The organism is Serratia proteamaculans (assembly GCF_008830365.1).
GTDB classification, from domain to species: domain Bacteria; phylum Pseudomonadota; class Gammaproteobacteria; order Enterobacterales; family Enterobacteriaceae; genus Serratia; species Serratia proteamaculans.
Genome location: NZ_WBKI01000001.1, coordinates 1,844,495 through 1,863,634, shown reverse-complemented (window position 1 = coordinate 1,863,634; position 19,140 = coordinate 1,844,495). Strand labels below are relative to the sequence as shown.

Sequence of the window (19,140 nt, the reverse complement as noted above, 5' to 3'; positions counted from 1 at the left end):
CCATGCGCGGAAGACTCTTCTGGAAAATCCTGCTCGGCTTCTGGCTGACCTTTATCATCATGACCCAGGCGCTGTGGGTCGCTTTTTCCTTGTATGGCGATCGCTACGAACCGCCGGAAAATGCCATGGCCCGGCGGGTGATCACGCTGCAATTGACGTCGGCCGCCACCCAACTGCGCAGCGGTGGCATGCCTGCGCTGAATGCGATGCTGAAAGACTGGTCAGATGATGACCGACGTTTGCTGTCTGTGACCCCCATGCCGCAGCCACCGGCACCAGAACCCGAGGAGCCGGTGTTTGAAGGCCGTCGGATGCCGAAAGCGATCACCGCCTGGGTAAAAGGTGAGGGCGGTAACGGCTATTGGCTGAGTTACGACATGCGTGGCCTGCGGGAAGAGTATCGTCCCAACAAGCGTTCGCATTTCTTCAATATTCCCGCGCCAATGCTTTGGGTTGGGGGGCTGGCGGGGCTGTTGTTCAGTGCGGTGCTGGCCTGGAACCTGACCCGGCCAATGCGCAAGCTGCGTGACGGTTTTGATCGCGTGGCGCAGGGGGATTTGTCGGTACGTTTGTTCCCGGCGATGCGCCGACGGCATGATGAACTTTCTGAGGTCGCGCGTGACTTTGACAGCATGGCCGAACGGCTGGAACTGTTGGTCAGCGCCCGTGAGCAGTTGCTGCACGATGTTTCGCACGAGCTGCGTTCGCCGCTGGCCCGTTTGCAATTAGCGATTGGCCTGGCGCGGCAGAATGAGGGCAACGTAGAGAACTCGCTGCAGCGCATTGAGCATGAAGCAGGGCGGCTGGATAAAATGATTGGCGAACTGCTGGCGCTGTCACGTGCCGAGAGCAACAGCCTGCCGGATGAAGAGTATTTCGATCTGTACGGGCTGGTGGACGCGGTGGTGAGCGATGCGCGTTATGAAGCCCAGATCCCTGGGGTGGAAATCGTGCTGCAGGCCAGTTCGGACGTGGATTACACCGTCAAGGGCAATGCCGAACTGATGCGACGTGCGGTGGATAATATCGTGCGTAACGCGTTACGGTTCTCCAGCCACGGACAGCGGGTGACGGTGGTGCTAACGCGTATCGAGCAACGGTTCCAGATTGAGGTCAGCGATCAGGGGCCGGGAGTGGAAGAGTCGAAGCTTTCGAGTATCTTTGATCCGTTCGTCAGGGTGAAATCGGCGATGTCGGGCAAGGGCTACGGGTTGGGGCTGGCGATCACCCGCAAGGTGGTACTGGCACATGGCGGCCAGGTTGAAGCGCGCAACGGCGAACAGGAAGGGCTGGTGATTACCCTACGCATTCCACGCTGGAGTTAATCGCTATCGCGACGTTGCACAAATCACAGACATAAAAAACGGCGCCGAGGGCGCCGTTCTTGCGTTCATTCGCTATTACTTCTTGATGCGGATGATCGGGGTCTCGCCAACGGTCACGGTACCGGACAGTTTGATCAGCTCTTTGATCTCGTCCATGTTGGAGATAACGACCGGCGTCAGGATAGACTTGGCTTTCTCTTCCAGCAGGGCCAGATTGAACTCGATGACCACATCGCCTTTCTTGACGCGCTGGCCTTCTTCAGCGATGCGTTTGAAGCCTTCGCCTTTCAGTTCAACGGTGTCGATACCGAAGTGGACAAACAGCTCGATGCCGCTGTCGGATTCGATAGAGAAAGCATGGTTGGTTTCAAAAATTTTACCGATAGTGCCGTCAACCGGAGCAACCATTTTGTTGCCCGTTGGTTTGATAGCAATACCGTCGCCAACGATTTTTTCAGCGAATACTACGTCAGGTACATCTTCGATATTAACGATTTCGCCAGAAAGTGGAGCTACGATCTCGATAGTGCCCGTGTCTTTCTTGTCATCAGAAACCAGAGATTTCAATTTATCGAACAAACCCATGATCTTCTCCTAAGCATTAAATTGGGCGGCGTTCCAGTGTCGTGGAAGTTTAGCAGAGCGTCTTTTCTTCGATGAATTTATTCACGCAATTCATCAGATCTTGCGCCGTTGGCTGTGCCAAGGCTTGCGCTGCCAACGCCTTCACATCTTCGAAATTTGTATTACGAATAATTTTCTTGATGCGCGGGATTGAAATCGCACTCATGCTGAACTCATCCAGCCCCATGCCCAATAACAACAGTGTAGCACGCTCATCGCCAGCCAGTTCACCGCACATACCGGTCCACTTGCCTTCTGCGTGAGATGCATCAATAACCTGTTTGATCAGGCTAAGCACTGATGGGGACATCGGGTTATAGAGATGAGAAATCAGCTCGTTGCCGCGATCTACCGCCAGAGTATACTGGGTAAGATCGTTTGTCCCAATACTAAAGAAGTCGACTTCTTTCGCCAGGTGGTGAGCAATCACTGCCGCGGCCGGTGTTTCCACCATCACGCCCACTTCAATTGTTTCGTCAAATGCCTTGGCTTCTTCACGCAGTTGCGCTTTCAGCGTCTCGATTTCACCTTTCAGATCGCGGACTTCTTCCACGGAAATGATCATCGGGAACATGATGCGCAGTTTGCCGAACGCGGAGGCGCGCAGGATGGCACGCAGCTGGGCGTGCAGGATTTCTCTGCGGTCCATGGCGATACGGATGGCGCGCCAGCCGAGGAACGGGTTCTCTTCTTTCGGCAGGTTCATGTACGGCAGGTCTTTGTCGCCGCCGATGTCCATGGTGCGGACGATCACAGCCTGTGAGCCTACGGCTTCCGCAACGGCTTTATAGGCCTGGAACTGCTCGTCTTCGGTTGGCAGTGAGTCACGGTCCATGAACAGGAATTCAGTACGATACAGGCCGACACCTTCAGAACCGTTGCGCTCTGCACCTGCGACGTCGCGCACGGTGCCGATGTTGGCACAGACTTCAACCTGATGACCGTCCAGCGTAATCGCCGGCAGATCTTTCAGCTTGGCCAAATCGTTTTTCTCGGTCAGATATTGGTTCTGTTCGGCTTTCAACTGATCGATAACGTCAGCGGTTGGGTTAACGTAAATTTTATTGTTAACCGCGTCCAGAATCAGGTAGTCGTCGTTTTTCACCTGCTTGGTCACGTCGCTGGTGCCTACGATTGCCGGCAATTCCAGGGAGCGAGCCATGATGGAGGTGTGGGAAGTACGACCGCCGAGATCGGTAATGAAGCCCAGCACTTTGTCCAGGTTCAACTGTGCGGTCTCAGACGGCGTCAGATCGGTAGCTACCAGGATCACTTCGTTCTGGATTGAGCTTAGATCGACGATAGCCAGGCCCAGAATGTTCTGCAGCAGGCGTTTACCGATGTCACGTACGTCGGCCGCACGTTCTTTCAGGTACTCATCGTCGAGTTCTTCCAACGCTTTCGCCTGGCCTTCGATGATGGTGTAGGCAGCCGCGTCCGCAGAAGCCAGATCATCTTTGATTAGGGCTATGATTTCCTGCTCAAGCTCTTCGTCTTCCAACAGCATGATATGGCCTTCGAAGATAGCTTCTTTCTCTTCGCCGAAGGTTTCGCCAGCTTTGGTCTTGATCGCTTCCAACTGCACGGATGCCTTGGCGCGGCCATCAAGAAAACGTTGGACTTCCTGCTCTACAGCGTCTGCAGAGATTTTCTTCCGGTTGATGACAATTTCATCTTCTTTCAGTAGGAGAGCCTTACCAAAAGCGATACCCGGTGATACTAAAATGCCTGAAATCATAACCCTACCTTACTCTTGACTGGTGTTAACTAAGAAGACGGGCCGATTACTCAAGCTCTGCCATCAGTTTTACCAGGTGCTCAACGGCTTTCTGCTCGTCTTCACCCTCAGCGGAGATGGTCACTACGGTCCCTTGAGTCAGCCCCAGAGTTTGCAGTTTGAACAGGCTTTTGGCGCTAGCGCTTTTACCGTTGGAGGTTACGGTGATGTCAGACGTGAAGCCTTTGGCTTCTTTCACGAACTGAGCGGCAGGGCGAGTGTGCAGACCATTCGGAGCGGTAATAGTAACTTCTTGCTGGAACATTGATGTTTCCCCAACTTATTGGTGTGTTGTGGAGCTAAAGTTTAGCCCAAGGGTATGACTTTAGCTTGTCTGGTTAGCGCCTGACTATGGTACAGGGGCGAGCATTGATGCAACAGAAAACGACGAGTTAGGCACTTCAGATCAAAAAATTCGGCTTCCATCGTCGTTTTAATCCGCTCTCCATTATGCCGTGTTTAACGCCTTGGCGACAAATGAGTAAATCGATTCAGCTTAAACCAGAAATGAAGGGTGATTAATTTCGCGCATCGAAATAATGCACCGTTAAATACTAAAGCTGGCGGGTAAAATCAATCTTTGACTGCTATAAACTTTGATCCAGTCCACAAAAAAGCACCCCGGGAGGTGCTTTTTTAGCGATTAGTGCGCGGTTGGCACTACTGTTGTAATTCTTGTTCGGTGAACAAATCGGCGAACAAAGCGGTGCTCAAATAGCGCTCCCCGGAGGACGGCAAAATCACCACGATGGTCTTGTCGGCGAACTCGGGCTCTTCAGCCAGTTTCACCGCTGCAACCACTGCTGCGCCGGAAGAAATGCCCGCCAGAATGCCCTCTTCGTCCATCAGACGGCGCGCCATGCTGATGGCTTCGTCGTTGGTGACTTGCTCAACGCGGTCGACCAGATCCAGATCCAGGTTGCCGGGGATAAAGCCGGCGCCGATGCCCTGAATTTTGTGCGGACCCGGTTTGATTTCTTCACCGGCCAGCGCCTGGGTGATCACCGGGGAGTCGGTAGGTTCCACCGCCACGGTGGTAATCGCCTTGCCCTTGGTGTTCTTTATATAGCGGCTGACACCGGTCAGCGTACCGCCGGTACCGACGCCGGAGATGAAAACGTCGACTTCGCCATCGGTGTCGTCCCAGATTTCCGGGCCGGTGGTTTGTTCATGAATCGCCGGATTAGCCGGGTTGCTGAACTGTTGCAGGATGAGGTAGCGGTTGGGATCGGTGGCGACAATTTCTTCCGCCTTGGCGATCGCGCCTTTCATGCCTTTAGCGCCTTCGGTCAGCACCAGATTGGCGCCCAACGCTTTCAGCAGCTTGCGGCGTTCGATGCTCATGGTTTCCGGCATGGTCAGCGTCAGCTTATAGCCGCGCGCTGCGGCGACGAACGCCAGTGCGATACCAGTGTTGCCGCTGGTTGGCTCCACCAGTTCTTTGCCGGCAACCAGTACGCCGCGTTTTTCTGCGTCCCAAATCATATTGGCACCGATGCGGCATTTAACGCTGAAGCTGGGGTTGCGTGATTCAACCTTGGCCAGAATGCGTCCGTTGCCGATACGGTTCAGACGAACCAGCGGCGTATGGCCGATTGTTAATGAGTTGTCTTCATATATCTTGCTCATAGCCCGTCCTTTAACTCTATGAAAATGTGGGGAACGTCGAAAGCATACGCTAACAGTACCGGCAGGGAAGTAAAGAATTGGTATATCTATATGTTATTAGGAAATAAGTTTTAAGCACAAGGATAAGGGCGCAGATTGCGCGCCCTGTCGAAGAATTAATCGTGAAACGGTCAGTAAAACGACTCAGGAACGAACGAATTGTGGGCGGTAACGATCGACCCACATTGCAGTAGCACCACAAACCGCGACCGGCAGGATCACCAGATTAAGGATGGGGATCATGGTGAACAGGCTGACCATCGCGCCAAACTGCAGGTTGTCGGTTTTATGCTGGCGCAGTGCGCGGCGCATATCGGCGAAGCTCACCTTGTGGTTGTCGAACGGGTAGTCGCAATACTGGATCGCCAGCATCCAGGCGCTGAACAGGAACCACAGCACCGGCGCCACCGTCTGGCCAATGCCCGGAATGAAATAGAGTATCAGCAGCAGCAGCGCGCGCGGCAGGTAGTAGGCCAGTTTGCGCCATTCACGCGCCATAATGCGCGGCAAATCTTTCACAATGCCGAAGATGCCGGTGTCCGGCAGCGGCTTGCCGGTCAGGCTGCCCTCCAGGTGTTCGGCCAGCAGGCCGCAAAACGGGGCGGCAATCAGGTTGGTGATGGTGCTGAACAGATAGCTGAACACCAGCAAGACGGAAATGACCGCCAGCGGCCACAGCAAATAGCTAAGCCACTGCAGCCAGGTGGGGACATGGCTCATCATGCTTGGGATCCAATCCCCTAGCTGGCTGAACAACCACCAGAAGGCGGACCCCATCAGCAGTACGTTGACCAGTAACGGTAATACGACATAGCGTTTAATCCCCGGGCGCGAAATCAGGCGCCAGCCTTCGGCAAAATAATGAAGGCCGTTGGTGGAGTGAGAAGGTGACTGCGTATAGGACATATCTTAAGTTATCTCTTTGTCTGAACAGGCTTAGCTATCATATCGGGATGATTTTCTACTGGCTAGGGTGACATTGGCTGAAAAAACAGCAAAAAAAGGCAGTATAATCATCTTTATTGGCATAAAGTTCAGCACGGACTTGCACTTGTGTGCTCGGGCAAATAGAGTTAAAGAGTGAATGTTTGCCGCGGTGGCAATGTATTGGAACAACAGAGATAGCAATGATGCAGGATTTGCGTCTGATATTAATCGTTGTTGGCGCGATCGCCATAATAGCGTTGTTATTGCATGGTCTTTGGACCAGTCGTAAGGAACGCTCATCGCTTTTTCGCGATCGCCCAGCCAAACGTTCCAAAAAGGAACGTGAACAATCCCCGATCGACGAACTCGATGAAGGTGTGGGAGAGGTGCGTGTACGCTCCGCTCACCCGGAAGATGAGCCGTCCTTTGGTCATTTTGATGCCGCTCGCGAAGAACCCGTGGTTGCGCCCAAGCCCGCTCCGGCGGCTGAGCCAGCACCGCGTGCCGTTCAACCGGCTGCTCATCAGGCTCCGCCACCGCTGTCTCAGCGGCCGGATTATGATGACATTCTGTTGGACAATTACGCGCAGGACGAAGACGACGAGCCGCAGCAGCCTGCGCCACGCCGTGAACCGCGCGTTGACGATCTCCCGCCTGTGGCACCAGTAGCAGAGCCGGCATTCCACGCCGAACCTGCTCAACAGCCGCAGCCGGAAGTGAAGCCAGCCGTGGCACACGAGCCTCAGCCAGCGCCTGCTGCCATCAAGGCTAAACTGAAAGAAACCGTACTGGTGCTGCACGTTACCGCACATCAGGGTGGCGTGATCGGCGGCGAAATTCTGCTGCAGAGCGTACTGCAGGCGGGCTTCCAGTTTGGTGAAATGGGTATCTTCCATCGCCATATCAGTCCTGCGGGCAGCGGTCCTGTGCTGTTCAGCCTGGCGAATATGGTTAAGCCGGGGTCCTTTGATCCTGAGATGATGTCCGATTTCTCTACGCCGGGCGTGTCGATGTTTATGATGGTGCCGTCTTATGGCGACGCTAATCAGAACTTCAAACTGATGCTGCAGTCGGCACAGCGGATCGCCGACGATGTGGGTGGTGTGGTGCTGGACGATGAGCGCCGCATGATGACCCCGCAAAAGCTGGAAACCTACAAAGCGCGCCTTCGTGAAGTGTTGGAAAACAACGCCTGATCGACGGCCACACGCACTGAACATCCGTAACAACAAAGCCCCCGCCTGCCGGGGGTTTTTTATCTTTGATGGTGAGCCATGGAATCGATAATCCAACAAATCAATCAACTACGAACCTCACTGCGCCATCACGAATATCAATATCATGTGCTGGACGCGCCGGAAGTGCCGGATGCGGAATACGATCGCCTGATGGGGGAACTGCGTGCACTGGAAAGCGCAAACCCGGAGCTGATCACCGCAGATTCACCGACTCAGCGTGTGGGCGCAGCCCCGCTGGCGGCGTTCGATCAGGTGCGTCATGAAGTGCCGATGCTGTCGCTGGACAACGTCTTCGACGAAGAAAGCTTCCTGGCGTTCTATAAGCGAGTGCAGGATCGCCTGAAGAGCAGCGACCCGCTGACCTTCTGCTGCGAGTTGAAGCTGGACGGTCTGGCGGTCAGCCTGCTTTACGAAGAGGGCGAGCTGGTTCGCGCGGCCACGCGTGGCGACGGCACCACCGGTGAAAACATTACCTCTAACGTACGCACTATCCGCGCCATTCCGCTGCGACTGACCGGTGACAATATCCCGCGTCGGGTGGAAGTACGTGGCGAAGTGTTTATGCCGCAGGCCGGTTTCGAGCAGATGAACGAAGAGGCGCGTCGCAAGGACGGTAAAATTTTCGCCAACCCGCGTAACGCTGCTGCCGGATCGATCCGTCAGCTTGACCCGCGTATTACCGCTAAACGCCCGCTGACTTTCTTCTGTTATGGCGTTGGCCTGCTGGAAGGCGGCGAGTTGCCGCGCAGTCACTGGCAGCGCCTGATGCAATTCAAAGACTGGGGTTTACCGGTCAGCGATCGTGCCAAACGCTGTACCGGCAGCGACGAAGTCCTGGCATTTTACCGCCAGGTAGAACAGGATCGCGCGCAACTCGGGTTTGATATCGACGGCGTGGTAGTGAAAATCGACGATATTGACCTGCAGGAAACGCTCGGTTTTGTGGCGCGTGCACCGCGTTGGGCGACGGCGTTCAAATTCCCGGCGCAGGAGCAGATCACGCTAGTGCGTGAGGTGGAATTCCAGGTTGGCCGTACCGGTGCCATTACGCCGGTGGCGAGACTGGAGCCGGTGCTGGTTGCCGGGGTGATCGTCAGCAACGCCACGCTGCATAACGCCGACGAAATTGAACGTTTGGGCTTGCGTATTGGTGACACGGTGATTGTACGCCGCGCCGGTGATGTGATCCCGCAGGTGGTGGGAGTGATGACCGAACGCCGTCCGGCGGATGCGCGTGAAATCGTATTCCCACAGCATTGTCCGGTATGCGGTTCCGACGTTGAGAGAGTGGAAGGCGAAGCGGTGGCACGTTGCACCGGCGGGTTGATCTGCGCTGCACAACGTAAAGAAGCGCTGAAGCACTTTGTTTCCCGTCGGGCATTGGATGTCGACGGCATGGGCGACAAGATCATCGAGCAACTGGTCGAAAAAGAGTACGTGAAGAATCCGGCCGATCTGTTCCGTCTGTCCGCCGGTATACTGACCGGGTTGGACCGCATGGGGCCGAAGTCGGCGCAGAATCTGGTTAACGCGCTGGAAAAATCTAAGCAGACCACTTTTGCCCGTTTCCTGTACGCGCTTGGTATCCGTGAAGTCGGCGAAGCCACGGCGGCCAATCTGGCGGCACATTTCGGTTCGCTGGATAAACTGATGTCTGCTGATATTGAGGCACTGAAACAGGTGCCGGAAGTGGGCGAGGTGGTGGCGAAGCACACGCGTCACTTCCTCGACGAAGAACTTAATCAGCAGGTAATCCAGGAACTGGTCAGCGACGAAATCGGCATTAACTGGCCGGCTCCGGTGGTGATAGTGGCGGAAGAGATCGACAGCCCGTTCGCCGGTAAAACCGTAGTGCTGACCGGCTCGTTGAGCCAGCTTTCCCGCGACGAGGCCAAAGATCGCCTGACGGCACTGGGCGCCAGGGTCAGCGGCAGCGTATCGAAGAAAACCGATCTGGTGATTGCCGGTGAAGCGGCGGGCTCCAAGCTGGTGAAGGCGCAGGAGCTGGGCATCGCGGTCATCGACGAGGCGGAAATGGTCCGCCTGTTGGGTGTCTGATGGAAAAAGAGAATCTGATCGAGATCGCCAACACCCTGATGCCGTTCGGCAAGTACCAGGGTCGAGTGTTGATTGACCTGCCGGAAGAATACCTGCTGTGGTTTGCCCGCAAAGGGGAGTTCCCACAGGGGAAACTCGGTATGCTGATGGAAATGACGTTGGCGATTAAAATCGAAGGGCTCGACCACCTGGTCAAGCCGCTGAAGAGAACTTGAGTTGCCGGGCGCGGTATTTGTGCCGCGCCCATTTTATTATCCCCGTACGGTTTCTGCTTCTGCGCTTAGCGCCGACTGCTTTTCCTGCTGTTTCTTCTGATAACGCCGAGCCAATACCGCACAGGTCATCAACTGCACCTGATGAAACACCATCAACGGCAGCACCATAATCCCCACGGTCGCGGCCGGGAACAGGATATTGGCCATCGGGATGCCGTTCGCCAGGCTTTTCTTCGAGCCGCAGAACACAATGGTGATTTCGTCGGCTTTATTAAAGCCCAGCCAGCGTGCCATATAAGTGTTCACCACCAGCACAATAGTCAACAGCACCAGGCTGCCCACCACAATAAACACCAATGAACCCAGGCCCACCTGATGCCAGATGCCGTGCGTCACCGCCTCGCTGAAGGCGGCATACACCACCAACAGAATCGAGGTCTGGTCGGTTTTGCCGATCAGCTTGCGGTTGCGTTCGATCCATTTGCCGATCAGTGGCCGTGACAGATGGCCAGCGACAAACGGCACCAGCAGTTGCAGCACGATGGAACCCACTTGTTGCAGGCTGCCGGTTTCACCGTGCACGTTCATCAACAGCCCGACCAGCAATGGCGAGATGAAAATCCCCAGCAGGCTCGAGGCCGACGCGCTGCACACCGCAGCGGCCACGTTGCCACCCGCCAGTGAGGTAAAGGCGATGGCCGATTGCACGGTGGCGGGCAGAATGCACAGGTAGATAAAACCGGAATACAACTCGGGGCTGACGTTGACCGGCGACCACCATTTAAACAGCACGCCGAGCGTCGGGAAAATAATAAAGGTGCTGAACATCACCCACAGGTGCAGCCGCCAGTTGTTGCTGCCGGCCAGAATGGCTTCGCGAGACAGCTTGGCACCGTGCATAAAGAACAGCAGGGCGATGGCAGCGATGGTCAACGCGTTCAGCCAACCGACGAACTCGCCGCGCGCCGGCAGGAACGAAGCCAGCAGCACGGTGGCGATCAGCGTCAGGGTAAAGCGATCGGGCAAAAATCTCATGGCGGCATACTCGAAGAAAAATCAATGCGCCCATTGTCGCGCGACGGGATATAATAATTAAATTGATTTATTTAATTCATTTATGAATAAAAAACATGAATTACTCGATTAAACAACTCAGGGTTTTTGTCGCCATTGCTCGGCACCGCAGTTTCAGCCGGGCCGGTGAGGCGATTGGCCTGACCCAGTCGGCGGTCAGTCACAGCGTAAAAGAGCTGGAGGCGGAAATCGGCGTGCGCCTGCTCGATCGCACTACCCGCGAAGTGCTGCTGACCGATGCCGGGCAGAGGTTGGCCAACCGCGTTGAACGATTGCTGGATGAATTACAGTCGTCATTGCTGGATGCGCGCAGCTTTGGCGTGCTACGCAGTGGTACGGTGCGGGTGGCGTCGAGCCAGACCATCTCTGCGCACCTGATGCCGCAATGTATCGCCGCAGGGGAAAAGCAGTATCCGGAGATCCGCATTATGCTGCGTGACCAGGCGCAACAGCAGGTGCTGCACAGCATTCGCAACGCCGAGGTCGATTTTGGCATCGTGGTCGATCCGGTGCAGGCGTTGGATCTGGACTGTGAACCGATCCTGCACGAACCTTTCCTGCTGCTGTGCCGTAACGATCATCCGTTTGCCGAATTGCCCGAAGTGCACTGGTCGGCGCTGAACGGCAGTCGTTTAGTGTTGCAGGATTATGCCTCCGGCAGCCGACCGTTGATTGACAGCGCACTGCGCCAACAAGGGGTGGAAGCCACGGTGGTGCAGGAGATTGGCCACCCGGCTACGTTGTTTCCGATGGTGGCGGCAGGTATCGGCATCAGTATTTTTCCGGCGTTGGCATTACCCTTGCCGGAAGGGGGCCAGCTGAAGGTTCGGCGGCTGGTGCCGGAAATCAACCGCGCGCTGATGCTGGTGCGGCGTAAAAACCGCTCGCTGACACCGGCGGCAGAGGTCATCTGGCAGGTGGTGGGACAGCAGGCGGCGTTGTTGCAGCAGCAGCGCCAACGGCAGGCGGATTACTGAGTTAAATATACACATCCACGGCGTTAAGCGCGGTCGGGCGGTTGATGCCGTCGCCTTTGGCGGGGGTAACGCTGTCAGCCGTTTTGGTCATTTGCTCTGCCTGCTGTTTTTCCATCTCTTCTTTCTGAATCCGCGCGATTTCGGCCTGCAGCATTTTGATCTGCGCCTGAATCAACTGTTTCTGCTTTTCTATCTCTTTGGGATCGGCATCCGAGTCTTTCAGATCCACCAGCTTCTGTTGCAGATCCTGGATTTGTTTGTTCAGCGACTTGATCCGTGCCGAGGCGCTGCTGTCGGCCACTTTTACCTGATCGCTACCGCCCGCTTCCTTGGTTTCTTTCATCTTGCCGCCTTCCGGCTGCTGGTTGACCGGTTTGGCCATCAGCAACTGGCCTTCGTTACCGGGGGCGCTAAAAACCTTGCTGATGCCGGGTACGGTGTTTTTCACCGGGACAATCATGGTAATGCTGGTCGACATAATACTCTCCCTGAGTTTGATTCTGCTGCTCAGGGTATCGGCTGCGCGGGGGAAAACTTTACCCGCGGATTTGCCGCAGGCGTGGCCAGTGTTGCAACCAGCTTTTGCTGGCTACCCGTTGTTCATAAGCACTGAGGTCGCCGTTTTTGGCATTGAAGGTGATGGTGTCATCGAACAACCCGTCGAGGCCGAATGGCGCGACCAGTTGGATGCTGTCGTCAGCGTTCAGACGTGCGCCCACCGCGGTTTCCCGCTCGGTCCAATAGCTGATGGCATCTTCGCTGTTAAGATAGGGCGCCCGGCCGCTGCGCAGGTGCATACGCGCCTGGTTTTTCACCGACCACGGCTGCGGCAACCACTCTTGCAGTCGCGTTTCCAGCATTTGGTCACGCTCCGCTTCCGGGCGTTGTGGATCAAAATGGATCACGTCGATGTCGTTAAGCGGTGTTGACGTGGTGTAACCGTGCAGCCGATCCCACACCAGATTACGCACAAAACCGGCCCCCAGGCACCAGTCATTCAGACCAAGCCGCCGTGCGGTGCGCAATGCCGCCATTCTTGCACTATCTTGCTGTAACCACTGGATAATTCTCTGTTGCCGGGTCATTACCTCTCCTTTGTTGCGGCTACTGTAACCTGAAGTGCCCGTAGGTGAAACAGCGAGCGAATATATTCGCTGGCCGACTGACTACACTTGGTACAGGGTTTGCAGCTTCAGGTGAGCATTCAGGATAGAACAGGGGACACTATGTATCAGGCAACGCTTAGCCGGCGCAGCTACCGTTTCAGTGATTTACGCCAGTTGATGGCCAAGGCGTCACCGGCCCGTTCCGGCGACTATCTGGCGGAAGTGGCGGCGGACAGCGCAGAGGAACGTATGGCGGCGCGCATTGCGCTGGCAGAGGTGCCGCTGAAAACGTTCCTCCAGCAGTTGCTGGTGCCGTACGAACAGGATGAGGTGACACGGCTGATTATCGACAGCCACGACGTATTGGCCTTTGCGCCGATTTCGCATCTGACGGTGGGCGACTTTCGCGACTGGCTGCTGAGCGAGCAGGCGGACAGCCTGATGTTGACGCGGGTGGCCGCCGGCATTACGCCGGAAATGGCGGCGGCAGTGAGTAAACTGATGCGCAATCAGGATCTGATCCTGGTGGCCAAAAAGTGCCGGGTGATCACGCGTTTTCGCAACACCATTGGCCTGCCGGGCCACCTCAGCGTGCGGCTTCAACCGAACCATCCTACCGACAGTCTGCAGGGCATTGCGGCCAGCATGCTTGATGGCTTGCTGTATGGCAGCGGTGACGCGGTCGTGGGCATCAACCCGGCCAGCGACAGCCTGCCGCTGCTGGAGAAACTCAATTATATGCTGGACGACGTGATCCAGCGTTTCGCCATTCCTACCCAATCCTGTGTGTTGACGCACGTCACCAATACGCTGCGCCTGATCGAGCGTGGCGCGCCGGTGGATTTGGTGTTCCAGTCGATCGCCGGTACCGAGGCGGCCAACAGCGGTTTTGGCATAAATCTGGCCCTGCTGGCGGAGGCGCAGCAGGCAGCGCTGAGCCTCAATCGTGGCACTTTGGGTCATAACGTCATGTACTTCGAAACCGGGCAGGGCAGTTGTTTGTCATCCAATGCGCACCACGGCGTTGATCAACAAACCTGTGAGGCACGCGCCTATGCGGTAGCGCGACATTTCTCGCCATTGCTGATCAACACCGTGGTCGGCTTTATCGGGCCGGAGTACCTGTACGACGGCAAACAGATCATTCGTGCCGGTCTGGAAGATCATTTCTGCGGTAAATTGCTCGGCCTGCCGCTGGGTTGTGACGTGTGTTACACCAATCACGCGGAGGCGGATCAGGACGATATGGATACGCTGTTGACGCTGTTGGCCACCGCCGGGCTGACCTTCCTGATTGGCGTTCCGGGGGCGGATGACATCATGCTCAATTACCAAAGTACCTCATTCCACGACGCGCTGTATATCCGCGAACTGCTGGGGCTCAAGCATGCGCCGGAGTTCGCCGACTGGCTGACGAAAATGCATATCACCGACGATCTGGGGCGACTGCGCGACACCGCCGCCAATCACCCGTTGTTGCTGGCGTTACAGGGAGAGCAACCATGAGCAAGCCGGTCCATGTTAATAGTTGGGATGCGATGCGTGCCTTTACCGATGCGCGTATTGCGCTGGGGCGCACCGGCGCCAGCCTGCCCACCGAGGAACTGCTTAAATTTGGCCTGGCGCATGCGCAGGCGCGTGATGCGGTGCACCAGCCGTTCGACAGCGATACGCTGGCCAGCGCTTTACAGCATCAGGGCTGGCAAACCTTGACGGTGCACAGCCAGGCGGCCGATCGTACCGCTTATCTCAGTCGACCGGATTTGGGGCGTCGGTTGGCCGCGGACAGCCGCAGCCTGCTGCAGGGTCTGTCGGACAAGCCGGCCGACTTACTGCTGGTGGTGGCGGATGGTTTGTCCTCCAAGGCGGTACATCGTCAGGCGCTGCCGTTGTTGCAGGCGCTGCGGCCTTATCTCGACCTATTGGGGCTCTCGGTCGCACCGGTGGTGTTGGCCCATCAGTCGCGGGTGGCGTTGGGGGATGATATTGGTGAATGTTTGCGGGCCAGAACGGTGGCGATGTTGATCGGCGAGCGGCCGGGTCTGTCATCGCCGGACAGCCTGGGGATCTACCTCACCTGGGGGCCGAACACCCTGCGGCGTGAGTCGGAGCGTAATTGCATTTCCAACGTGCGTCCGGAAGGGCTGGATTACCCGCAGGCGGCGTTTAAATTGGCGTGGCTGCTGGAGCAGGCTTTCCAGCGCCGCCTGACCGGAATAGAGCTGAAAGACGAAAGTGACAACCCGGCGTTGTATGGCAAGGTATCACCGCTTCACTCCCAACTCGGCGGCTGACCGATACTTTGCTTGAGCAGAGTAATAAACAGATTCAGCCGTGTGGACACCTTCGCCAGCGGCCGCAGCAGATAAATCCCCTGTTGCTCCTGCCGCGGATCTTCCAGCAGCGGTAGCAACCGACCGGCCTGAATATCCGGCCCGACGACCCAGTTGGGTAAAAAGGTGATCCCCAGCCCCAGCAGCGCCGCCTCGCGCTGAGCGGTAAAGTCATCACAGCGCAATACCAGATTGCAGCGATCCATCAACGGAGCGCTGAGAATTTGTGCCCAACAGGCCGGCTGTTGCTTGTGGTAGCGGGCTATCAGCCGATGTTCCGGCAAGGCGTTCAGGTCGGCTGGGCGGCCATAGCGCGCGAGATAATCAGGGCTGGCGCACATCATCCAGCGCTGGGTAGCTATCCGGCTGGCATACAGCCCACTGTCTTTTTGCTCGCCGATGCGGATGGCGGCATCCAGCAGTTCCTGGGTCGGATCGGTCTGACGTTCCGTCAAATCCAGCTCAACAAATAGCTGCGGATAGCGTTCAGCCAGCGTCGGCAACAGTGGCAGAATATAGGTTTTGCCAAAGGTCGGCAGGCAACTGATGCGCAAGGTGCCTTGCGGCCTGTCGCTCAGCGAAGTCAGTTCGGCACGGATATCGCTGATGTCCGTCAGCAGCGTGGTGGCTCGCGTCTGCAGCATTTCCCCGGCGTCCGTCAGCATCAGACCGCGCGTTGAGCGGATAAACAGCGTCGCGCCCAAGGCACTTTCCAGTGCATCAACGTGGCGCACCAGCGAAGACGGCACCATTCCCAGCTTGCGGGCGGCGGCGGAGAAGCTGCCCAACAGGGCCACTTCGAGAAATATCGGCAGATGTTCAACATAGCGAGCGTCATTCATCTTTGCATTATATGCAAAAGCGTTTCTTATGAATACCTGGTTCTCCGTCCGTCGCGATGCGGCTACTCTTTTTGGGTGCTTACGGCGGATAAGAACGTGCCGTGAGCTCACCGCACAGAGCAAGAATGCATAAAGCACGCGGTTTTTAGAACTTCAGATAGCTTGTTTTCCCCAGGCTCCGCCGTGTGCCTGCGGTATTGATAACTGCTTCAACACCAGACTAACCGTTCAATTTGGCACCCTGTTTAACAACAATGATTAGTGAAGCTAAACCGTTGTTGACCTTGGGTGTCACCGGCCTGCCGTGCCGGTTTTTTTGTCATCGTTGGCTGAATCGTTCCAACTGAACGCGTCGCCGGTGACATCTTTGCTCACCTTCAGGTGAGCATTTTTGAACGCGCGGGGCATTCCACTCCGCGCTGGTGGAGGAGTAGTTTATGAACGAAGACCACGGGTGTTCCTGTGCGCAGCATTTGGCGCAAGGGTTTGCCAGGCAGTCGCTGAGCGTTGGGGAGGGCGAGATCTACCAAATCTCGCTGATGAGCGCGTTAATCAGCGGTGTTTACGAAGGGGAGGTCACTATTGCCGAATTGCTCCGGCACGGTAACTTCGGCCTGGGCACCTTCAATCACCTTGACGGCGAACTGATCGCCTTCGACAAGGAAATTCACCAGTTGCGCGCCGACGGCAGTGCGCGGCCGGCCAGTCTGCAGCAGAAAACCCCGTTTGCCGTTGTCACCTTTTTCCAACCGAGCGTTACCCAAAACTTTGATCGCCCGATCACCAAGGCGCAACTGCACCAGTGCATTGACGAACAGGTGGCTTCACCAAATCTGTTCTGCGCGGTACGCGTTGACGGCGAATTCAGCCACGTGGAAACCCGCACCGTACCCCGCCAGGAACGCCCCTATCGCCCGATGCTGGAAGCGATAGAGGAGCAGCCAACCTTTGCCTTTCATCACTGCCAGGGCACCCTGGTCGGTTTCCGCTCGCCTGACTATATGCAAGGCATTGGCGTGGCCGGTTATCACGAACATTTTGTCACCGAGGATCGCAACGGCGGCGGCCACGTGCTGGATTACCAGCTCAACCACGGTCGCCTGCAATTTGGCGTGATCACCCGTCTCAATCTTCAGTTGCCGCATGATGCGGATTTCCTGCGCGCCGACCTCTGTCCAGAGGATTTGGACCGCGCAATTCGTTCTGCCGAGGGTTAAGTCCGCGACAGTCTTGGGTTAATTTTCAGGAGGTATTCCATGAGCAAGGCAAAAACAGACCATAACTGGGCGTGCGGCGCAGATTTAGTGGTGAAAAATCTGGAAGCGCAGGGTGTTAACTACGTATTTGGCATCCCGGGAGCCAAGATTGATCGGGTATTTGATTCGCTGGAGGACGCCCCCTCGATAGAAACGGTGGTGGTGCGTCACGAAGCCAACGCCGCGTTTATGGCGGCGGCGGTCGGGCGTTTGACCGGCAAGGCCGGGGTGGCACTGGTGACCTCCGGACCGGGCAGTTCCAATCTGATCACCGGGCTGGCGACCGCCACCTCTGAAGGGGATGCGGTGGTGGCGTTTGGCGGGGCGGTGAAACGTGCCGATAACCAGAAGCAAACCCACCAGAGCATGGACACCGTCAGCATGTTCCGGCCGGTGACCAAGTATTGCGCCGAGGTGCATGCCGGTTCGGCGATTTCGGAAGTGATCGCCAATGCTTTCCGCCACGCCGAGTTTGGCCGTCCGGGGGCATCGTTCGTCAGCCTGCCGATGGACATCGTCAATGAGCCGGTCAGTGCGCCGGTGCTGGCGGGGTGCCGATTGCCGCGCATGGGGGCAGCGGCGGCCGAGGATATTCGTGCGGCGGTTAAACTGATCCAACAGGCGAAATGCCCGGTGCTGCTGTTAGGCCTACAGGCCAGCCGTCCGGAAAACAGCGAGGCGGTGCGTCAGTTGCTGCATCGCACCCATATGCCGGTGGTGGGCACCTATCAGGCGGCCGGGGTGATCGACGTCAATCACTTCGCGCGCTTTGCCGGGCGCGTCGGGCTGTTCAACAACCAACCCGCCGACCAGCTATTGCAGAAGGCCGATCTGGTGGTCAGCGTCGGCTACGGGCCGATCGAATACGATCCCTGCATGTGGAACAGCCAGGGCCGATTGAAACTGGTGCATATCGACGTGCTGCCGGCGGACATCGACACCTGCTATCGCCCGGACGTCGAGCTGGTGGGCAATATCAGCGCCACTCTCGACATGATGACCGAAGCCTTTAACGGCGTGGTGAGCGTACCGGCGGAGGTGGAATTGATCCTCAGCGATCTGGGACGTCAGCGCAATGAATTGGCGGAACGTGCCGCACGGCGCGGCGGTATGCCGATCCACCCGTTGCGCATCGTGAAAGAGTTGCAGGACATTGTCAGCGACGACGTGACGCTGTGCGTGGACATGGGCAGTTTCCACATCTGGATTGCACGTTACCTTTACAGTTTCCGCGCGCGCCAGCTACTGATTTCCAACGGCCAACAGACCATGGGGGTGGCGTTGCCGTGGGCCATCGGTGCGGCGCTGGTGCGCCCGGGGGATAAAGTTGTGTCGATATCCGGCGACGGCGGTTTTATGCAGTCAAGCATGGAGCTGGAAACCGCGGTACGACTGAAAAATAACATCGTGCACGTGATTTGGGTGGATAACGCCTACAACATGGTGGAAATGCAGGAGGTGAACAAATACCAGCGTAAATCCGGGGTGGAATTCGGCCCCATTGACTTTAAAGCCTATGCCGAGGCCTGCGGTGCGGTCGGGTTTGCCGTGCAGTCGGTGGAGGACTTGCGGCCCATGCTGCGTAAGGCGATGGAAATTCAGGGGCCAGTCGTGGTGGCCATTCCGGTGGATTACGCCGACAACTACAAACTGATGGCGCAGATGAATTTCAGCCAGATGATTTAATTTCAACAAGTCGTTAAACCACGGGGAATGCCGT

18 protein-coding genes are annotated in these 19,140 nt (G+C 56.7%); 9 read left to right on the top strand and 9 right to left on the bottom strand.

Going from position 1 to position 19,140, the window contains the following annotated elements; genetic code table 11:
* Window positions 1-2: 2 nt before the first annotated feature.
* Window positions 3-1,325, top strand: a complete 1,323-nt coding sequence (locus F8R23_RS08780) for an ATP-binding protein (protein ID WP_151415490.1) — start codon at window positions 3-5, stop codon at window positions 1,323-1,325.
* Window positions 1,326-1,400: 75 nt separating this feature from the next.
* On the opposite strand, the gene crr is transcribed toward F8R23_RS08780, so the two are convergent.
* The 5 genes from crr to cysZ all read right to left on the bottom strand — a co-directional run bounded on the left by crr (window position 1,401) and on the right by cysZ (window position 6,300).
* Window positions 1,401-1,910, bottom strand: coding sequence for a PTS glucose transporter subunit IIA (crr, locus tag F8R23_RS08775; protein WP_085118019.1), 510 nt, complete (start codon window positions 1,908-1,910; stop codon window positions 1,401-1,403).
* Window positions 1,911-1,959: 49 nt separating this feature from the next.
* On the bottom strand, window positions 1,960-3,687 hold the full coding sequence (gene ptsI / locus F8R23_RS08770) for a phosphoenolpyruvate-protein phosphotransferase PtsI (RefSeq protein WP_129936638.1): 1,728 nt from the start codon (window positions 3,685-3,687) through the stop codon (window positions 1,960-1,962).
* Window positions 3,688-3,733: 46 nt separating this feature from the next.
* The gene (ptsH, locus tag F8R23_RS08765) at window positions 3,734-3,991 is read right to left on the bottom strand and encodes a phosphocarrier protein Hpr (RefSeq protein WP_004936458.1); all 258 of its coding nucleotides are present in this window, start codon (window positions 3,989-3,991) and stop codon (window positions 3,734-3,736) included.
* A 395-nt stretch (window positions 3,992-4,386) separates the two neighbouring features.
* On the bottom strand, window positions 4,387-5,355 hold the full coding sequence (gene cysK, locus F8R23_RS08760) for a cysteine synthase A (RefSeq protein WP_099063639.1): 969 nt from the start codon (window positions 5,353-5,355) through the stop codon (window positions 4,387-4,389).
* A gap of 183 nt (window positions 5,356-5,538) precedes the next feature.
* Window positions 5,539-6,300 carry a sulfate transporter CysZ gene (gene cysZ / locus F8R23_RS08755; RefSeq protein ID WP_099063640.1) on the bottom strand — a complete coding sequence of 254 codons (762 nt, stop codon included), beginning with the start codon at window positions 6,298-6,300 and terminating at the stop codon, window positions 5,539-5,541.
* Window positions 6,301-6,521: 221 nt separating this feature from the next.
* Here cysZ and zipA point away from each other — a divergent pair, with 221 nt between their 5' ends.
* The 3 genes from zipA to F8R23_RS08740 all read left to right on the top strand — a co-directional run bounded on the left by zipA (window position 6,522) and on the right by F8R23_RS08740 (window position 9,832).
* The gene (zipA, locus tag F8R23_RS08750) at window positions 6,522-7,517 is read left to right on the top strand and encodes a cell division protein ZipA (RefSeq protein ID WP_129936637.1); all 996 of its coding nucleotides are present in this window, start codon (window positions 6,522-6,524) and stop codon (window positions 7,515-7,517) included.
* Window positions 7,518-7,595: 78 nt separating this feature from the next.
* Entirely contained in the window at window positions 7,596-9,617 is a 2,022-nt protein-coding gene (gene ligA / locus F8R23_RS08745) for an NAD-dependent DNA ligase LigA (RefSeq protein ID WP_151415489.1), read from the top strand.
* Complete coding sequence (locus tag F8R23_RS08740) at window positions 9,617-9,832, top strand: DUF3820 family protein (protein ID WP_099063643.1); 216 nt, start codon at window positions 9,617-9,619, stop codon at window positions 9,830-9,832. The genes ligA and F8R23_RS08740 overlap by 1 nt, the downstream gene beginning before the upstream one ends.
* Before the next feature lie 36 nt (window positions 9,833-9,868).
* Here F8R23_RS08740 and F8R23_RS08735 read toward each other — a convergent pair whose 3' ends face one another.
* Complete coding sequence (locus tag F8R23_RS08735) at window positions 9,869-10,867, bottom strand: bile acid:sodium symporter family protein (RefSeq protein ID WP_129936635.1); 999 nt, start codon at window positions 10,865-10,867, stop codon at window positions 9,869-9,871.
* A 95-nt stretch (window positions 10,868-10,962) separates the two neighbouring features.
* On the opposite strand from F8R23_RS08735, the gene F8R23_RS08730 reads away from it, so the two are divergent.
* Entirely contained in the window at window positions 10,963-11,883 is a 921-nt protein-coding gene (locus tag F8R23_RS08730; protein WP_099063645.1) for a LysR family transcriptional regulator, read from the top strand.
* 1 nt (window position 11,884) lies between these two features.
* Here the strand turns inward: F8R23_RS08730 and F8R23_RS08725 are convergent, their stop codons facing one another.
* Window positions 11,885-12,361: a FlxA-like family protein gene (locus tag F8R23_RS08725; protein ID WP_129936634.1), complete on the bottom strand. Its 477-nt coding sequence runs from the start codon at window positions 12,359-12,361 to the stop codon at window positions 11,885-11,887.
* 58 nt (window positions 12,362-12,419) lie between these two features.
* Window positions 12,420-12,968: a nucleotidyltransferase family protein gene (locus F8R23_RS08720; RefSeq protein WP_151415488.1), complete on the bottom strand. Its 549-nt coding sequence runs from the start codon at window positions 12,966-12,968 to the stop codon at window positions 12,420-12,422.
* Window positions 12,969-13,109: 141 nt separating this feature from the next.
* On the opposite strand from F8R23_RS08720, the gene F8R23_RS08715 reads away from it, so the two are divergent.
* Entirely contained in the window at window positions 13,110-14,495 is a 1,386-nt protein-coding gene (locus F8R23_RS08715) for an ethanolamine ammonia-lyase subunit EutB (protein WP_129939186.1), read from the top strand.
* Entirely contained in the window at window positions 14,492-15,283 is a 792-nt protein-coding gene (gene eutC / locus F8R23_RS08710) for an ethanolamine ammonia-lyase subunit EutC (protein WP_129936631.1), read from the top strand. Before F8R23_RS08715 ends, eutC begins: the two co-directional genes overlap by 4 nt.
* Here the strand turns inward: eutC and F8R23_RS08705 are convergent.
* Window positions 15,262-16,164, bottom strand: a complete 903-nt coding sequence (locus F8R23_RS08705; RefSeq protein ID WP_129936630.1) for a LysR family transcriptional regulator — start codon at window positions 16,162-16,164, stop codon at window positions 15,262-15,264. The genes eutC and F8R23_RS08705 overlap by 22 nt on opposite strands.
* 437 nt (window positions 16,165-16,601) lie before the next feature.
* Between F8R23_RS08705 and budA the strand changes: the two genes are divergently transcribed.
* Both budA and alsS read left to right on the top strand, forming a co-directional pair.
* The gene (gene budA, locus F8R23_RS08700) at window positions 16,602-17,381 is read left to right on the top strand and encodes an acetolactate decarboxylase (RefSeq protein WP_112348748.1); all 780 of its coding nucleotides are present in this window, start codon (window positions 16,602-16,604) and stop codon (window positions 17,379-17,381) included.
* 39 nt (window positions 17,382-17,420) lie between these two features.
* Entirely contained in the window at window positions 17,421-19,106 is a 1,686-nt protein-coding gene (gene alsS, locus F8R23_RS08695; RefSeq protein ID WP_129936629.1) for an acetolactate synthase AlsS, read from the top strand.
* Window positions 19,107-19,140: the final 34 nt, after the last annotated feature.

What these genes read in the sequence shown, in the direction of transcription:
- alsS (WP_129936629.1), top strand. Translation starts at nt 17,421, where the DNA reads ATGAGCAAGGCAAAAACAGACCATAACTGGGCGTGCGGCGCAGATTTA.
- F8R23_RS08740 (WP_099063643.1), top strand. Translation starts at nt 9,617, where the DNA reads ATGGAAAAAGAGAATCTGATCGAGATCGCCAACACCCTGATGCCGTTC.
- F8R23_RS08780 (WP_151415490.1), top strand. Translation starts at nt 3, where the DNA reads ATGCGCGGAAGACTCTTCTGGAAAATCCTGCTCGGCTTCTGGCTGACC.
- F8R23_RS08735 (WP_129936635.1), bottom strand. Translation starts at nt 10,867, where the DNA reads ATGAGATTTTTGCCCGATCGCTTTACCCTGACGCTGATCGCCACCGTG.
- budA (WP_112348748.1), top strand. Translation starts at nt 16,602, where the DNA reads ATGAACGAAGACCACGGGTGTTCCTGTGCGCAGCATTTGGCGCAAGGG.
- F8R23_RS08730 (WP_099063645.1), top strand. Translation starts at nt 10,963, where the DNA reads ATGAATTACTCGATTAAACAACTCAGGGTTTTTGTCGCCATTGCTCGG.
- F8R23_RS08720 (WP_151415488.1), bottom strand. Translation starts at nt 12,968, where the DNA reads ATGACCCGGCAACAGAGAATTATCCAGTGGTTACAGCAAGATAGTGCA.
- ptsH (WP_004936458.1), bottom strand. Translation starts at nt 3,991, where the DNA reads ATGTTCCAGCAAGAAGTTACTATTACCGCTCCGAATGGTCTGCACACT.
- ligA (WP_151415489.1), top strand. Translation starts at nt 7,596, where the DNA reads ATGGAATCGATAATCCAACAAATCAATCAACTACGAACCTCACTGCGC.
- cysK (WP_099063639.1), bottom strand. Translation starts at nt 5,355, where the DNA reads ATGAGCAAGATATATGAAGACAACTCATTAACAATCGGCCATACGCCG.
- F8R23_RS08725 (WP_129936634.1), bottom strand. Translation starts at nt 12,361, where the DNA reads ATGTCGACCAGCATTACCATGATTGTCCCGGTGAAAAACACCGTACCC.
- cysZ (WP_099063640.1), bottom strand. Translation starts at nt 6,300, where the DNA reads ATGTCCTATACGCAGTCACCTTCTCACTCCACCAACGGCCTTCATTAT.
- F8R23_RS08705 (WP_129936630.1), bottom strand. Translation starts at nt 16,164, where the DNA reads ATGAATGACGCTCGCTATGTTGAACATCTGCCGATATTTCTCGAAGTG.
- F8R23_RS08715 (WP_129939186.1), top strand. Translation starts at nt 13,110, where the DNA reads ATGTATCAGGCAACGCTTAGCCGGCGCAGCTACCGTTTCAGTGATTTA.
- zipA (WP_129936637.1), top strand. Translation starts at nt 6,522, where the DNA reads ATGATGCAGGATTTGCGTCTGATATTAATCGTTGTTGGCGCGATCGCC.
- ptsI (WP_129936638.1), bottom strand. Translation starts at nt 3,687, where the DNA reads ATGATTTCAGGCATTTTAGTATCACCGGGTATCGCTTTTGGTAAGGCT.
- crr (WP_085118019.1), bottom strand. Translation starts at nt 1,910, where the DNA reads ATGGGTTTGTTCGATAAATTGAAATCTCTGGTTTCTGATGACAAGAAA.
- eutC (WP_129936631.1), top strand. Translation starts at nt 14,492, where the DNA reads ATGAGCAAGCCGGTCCATGTTAATAGTTGGGATGCGATGCGTGCCTTT.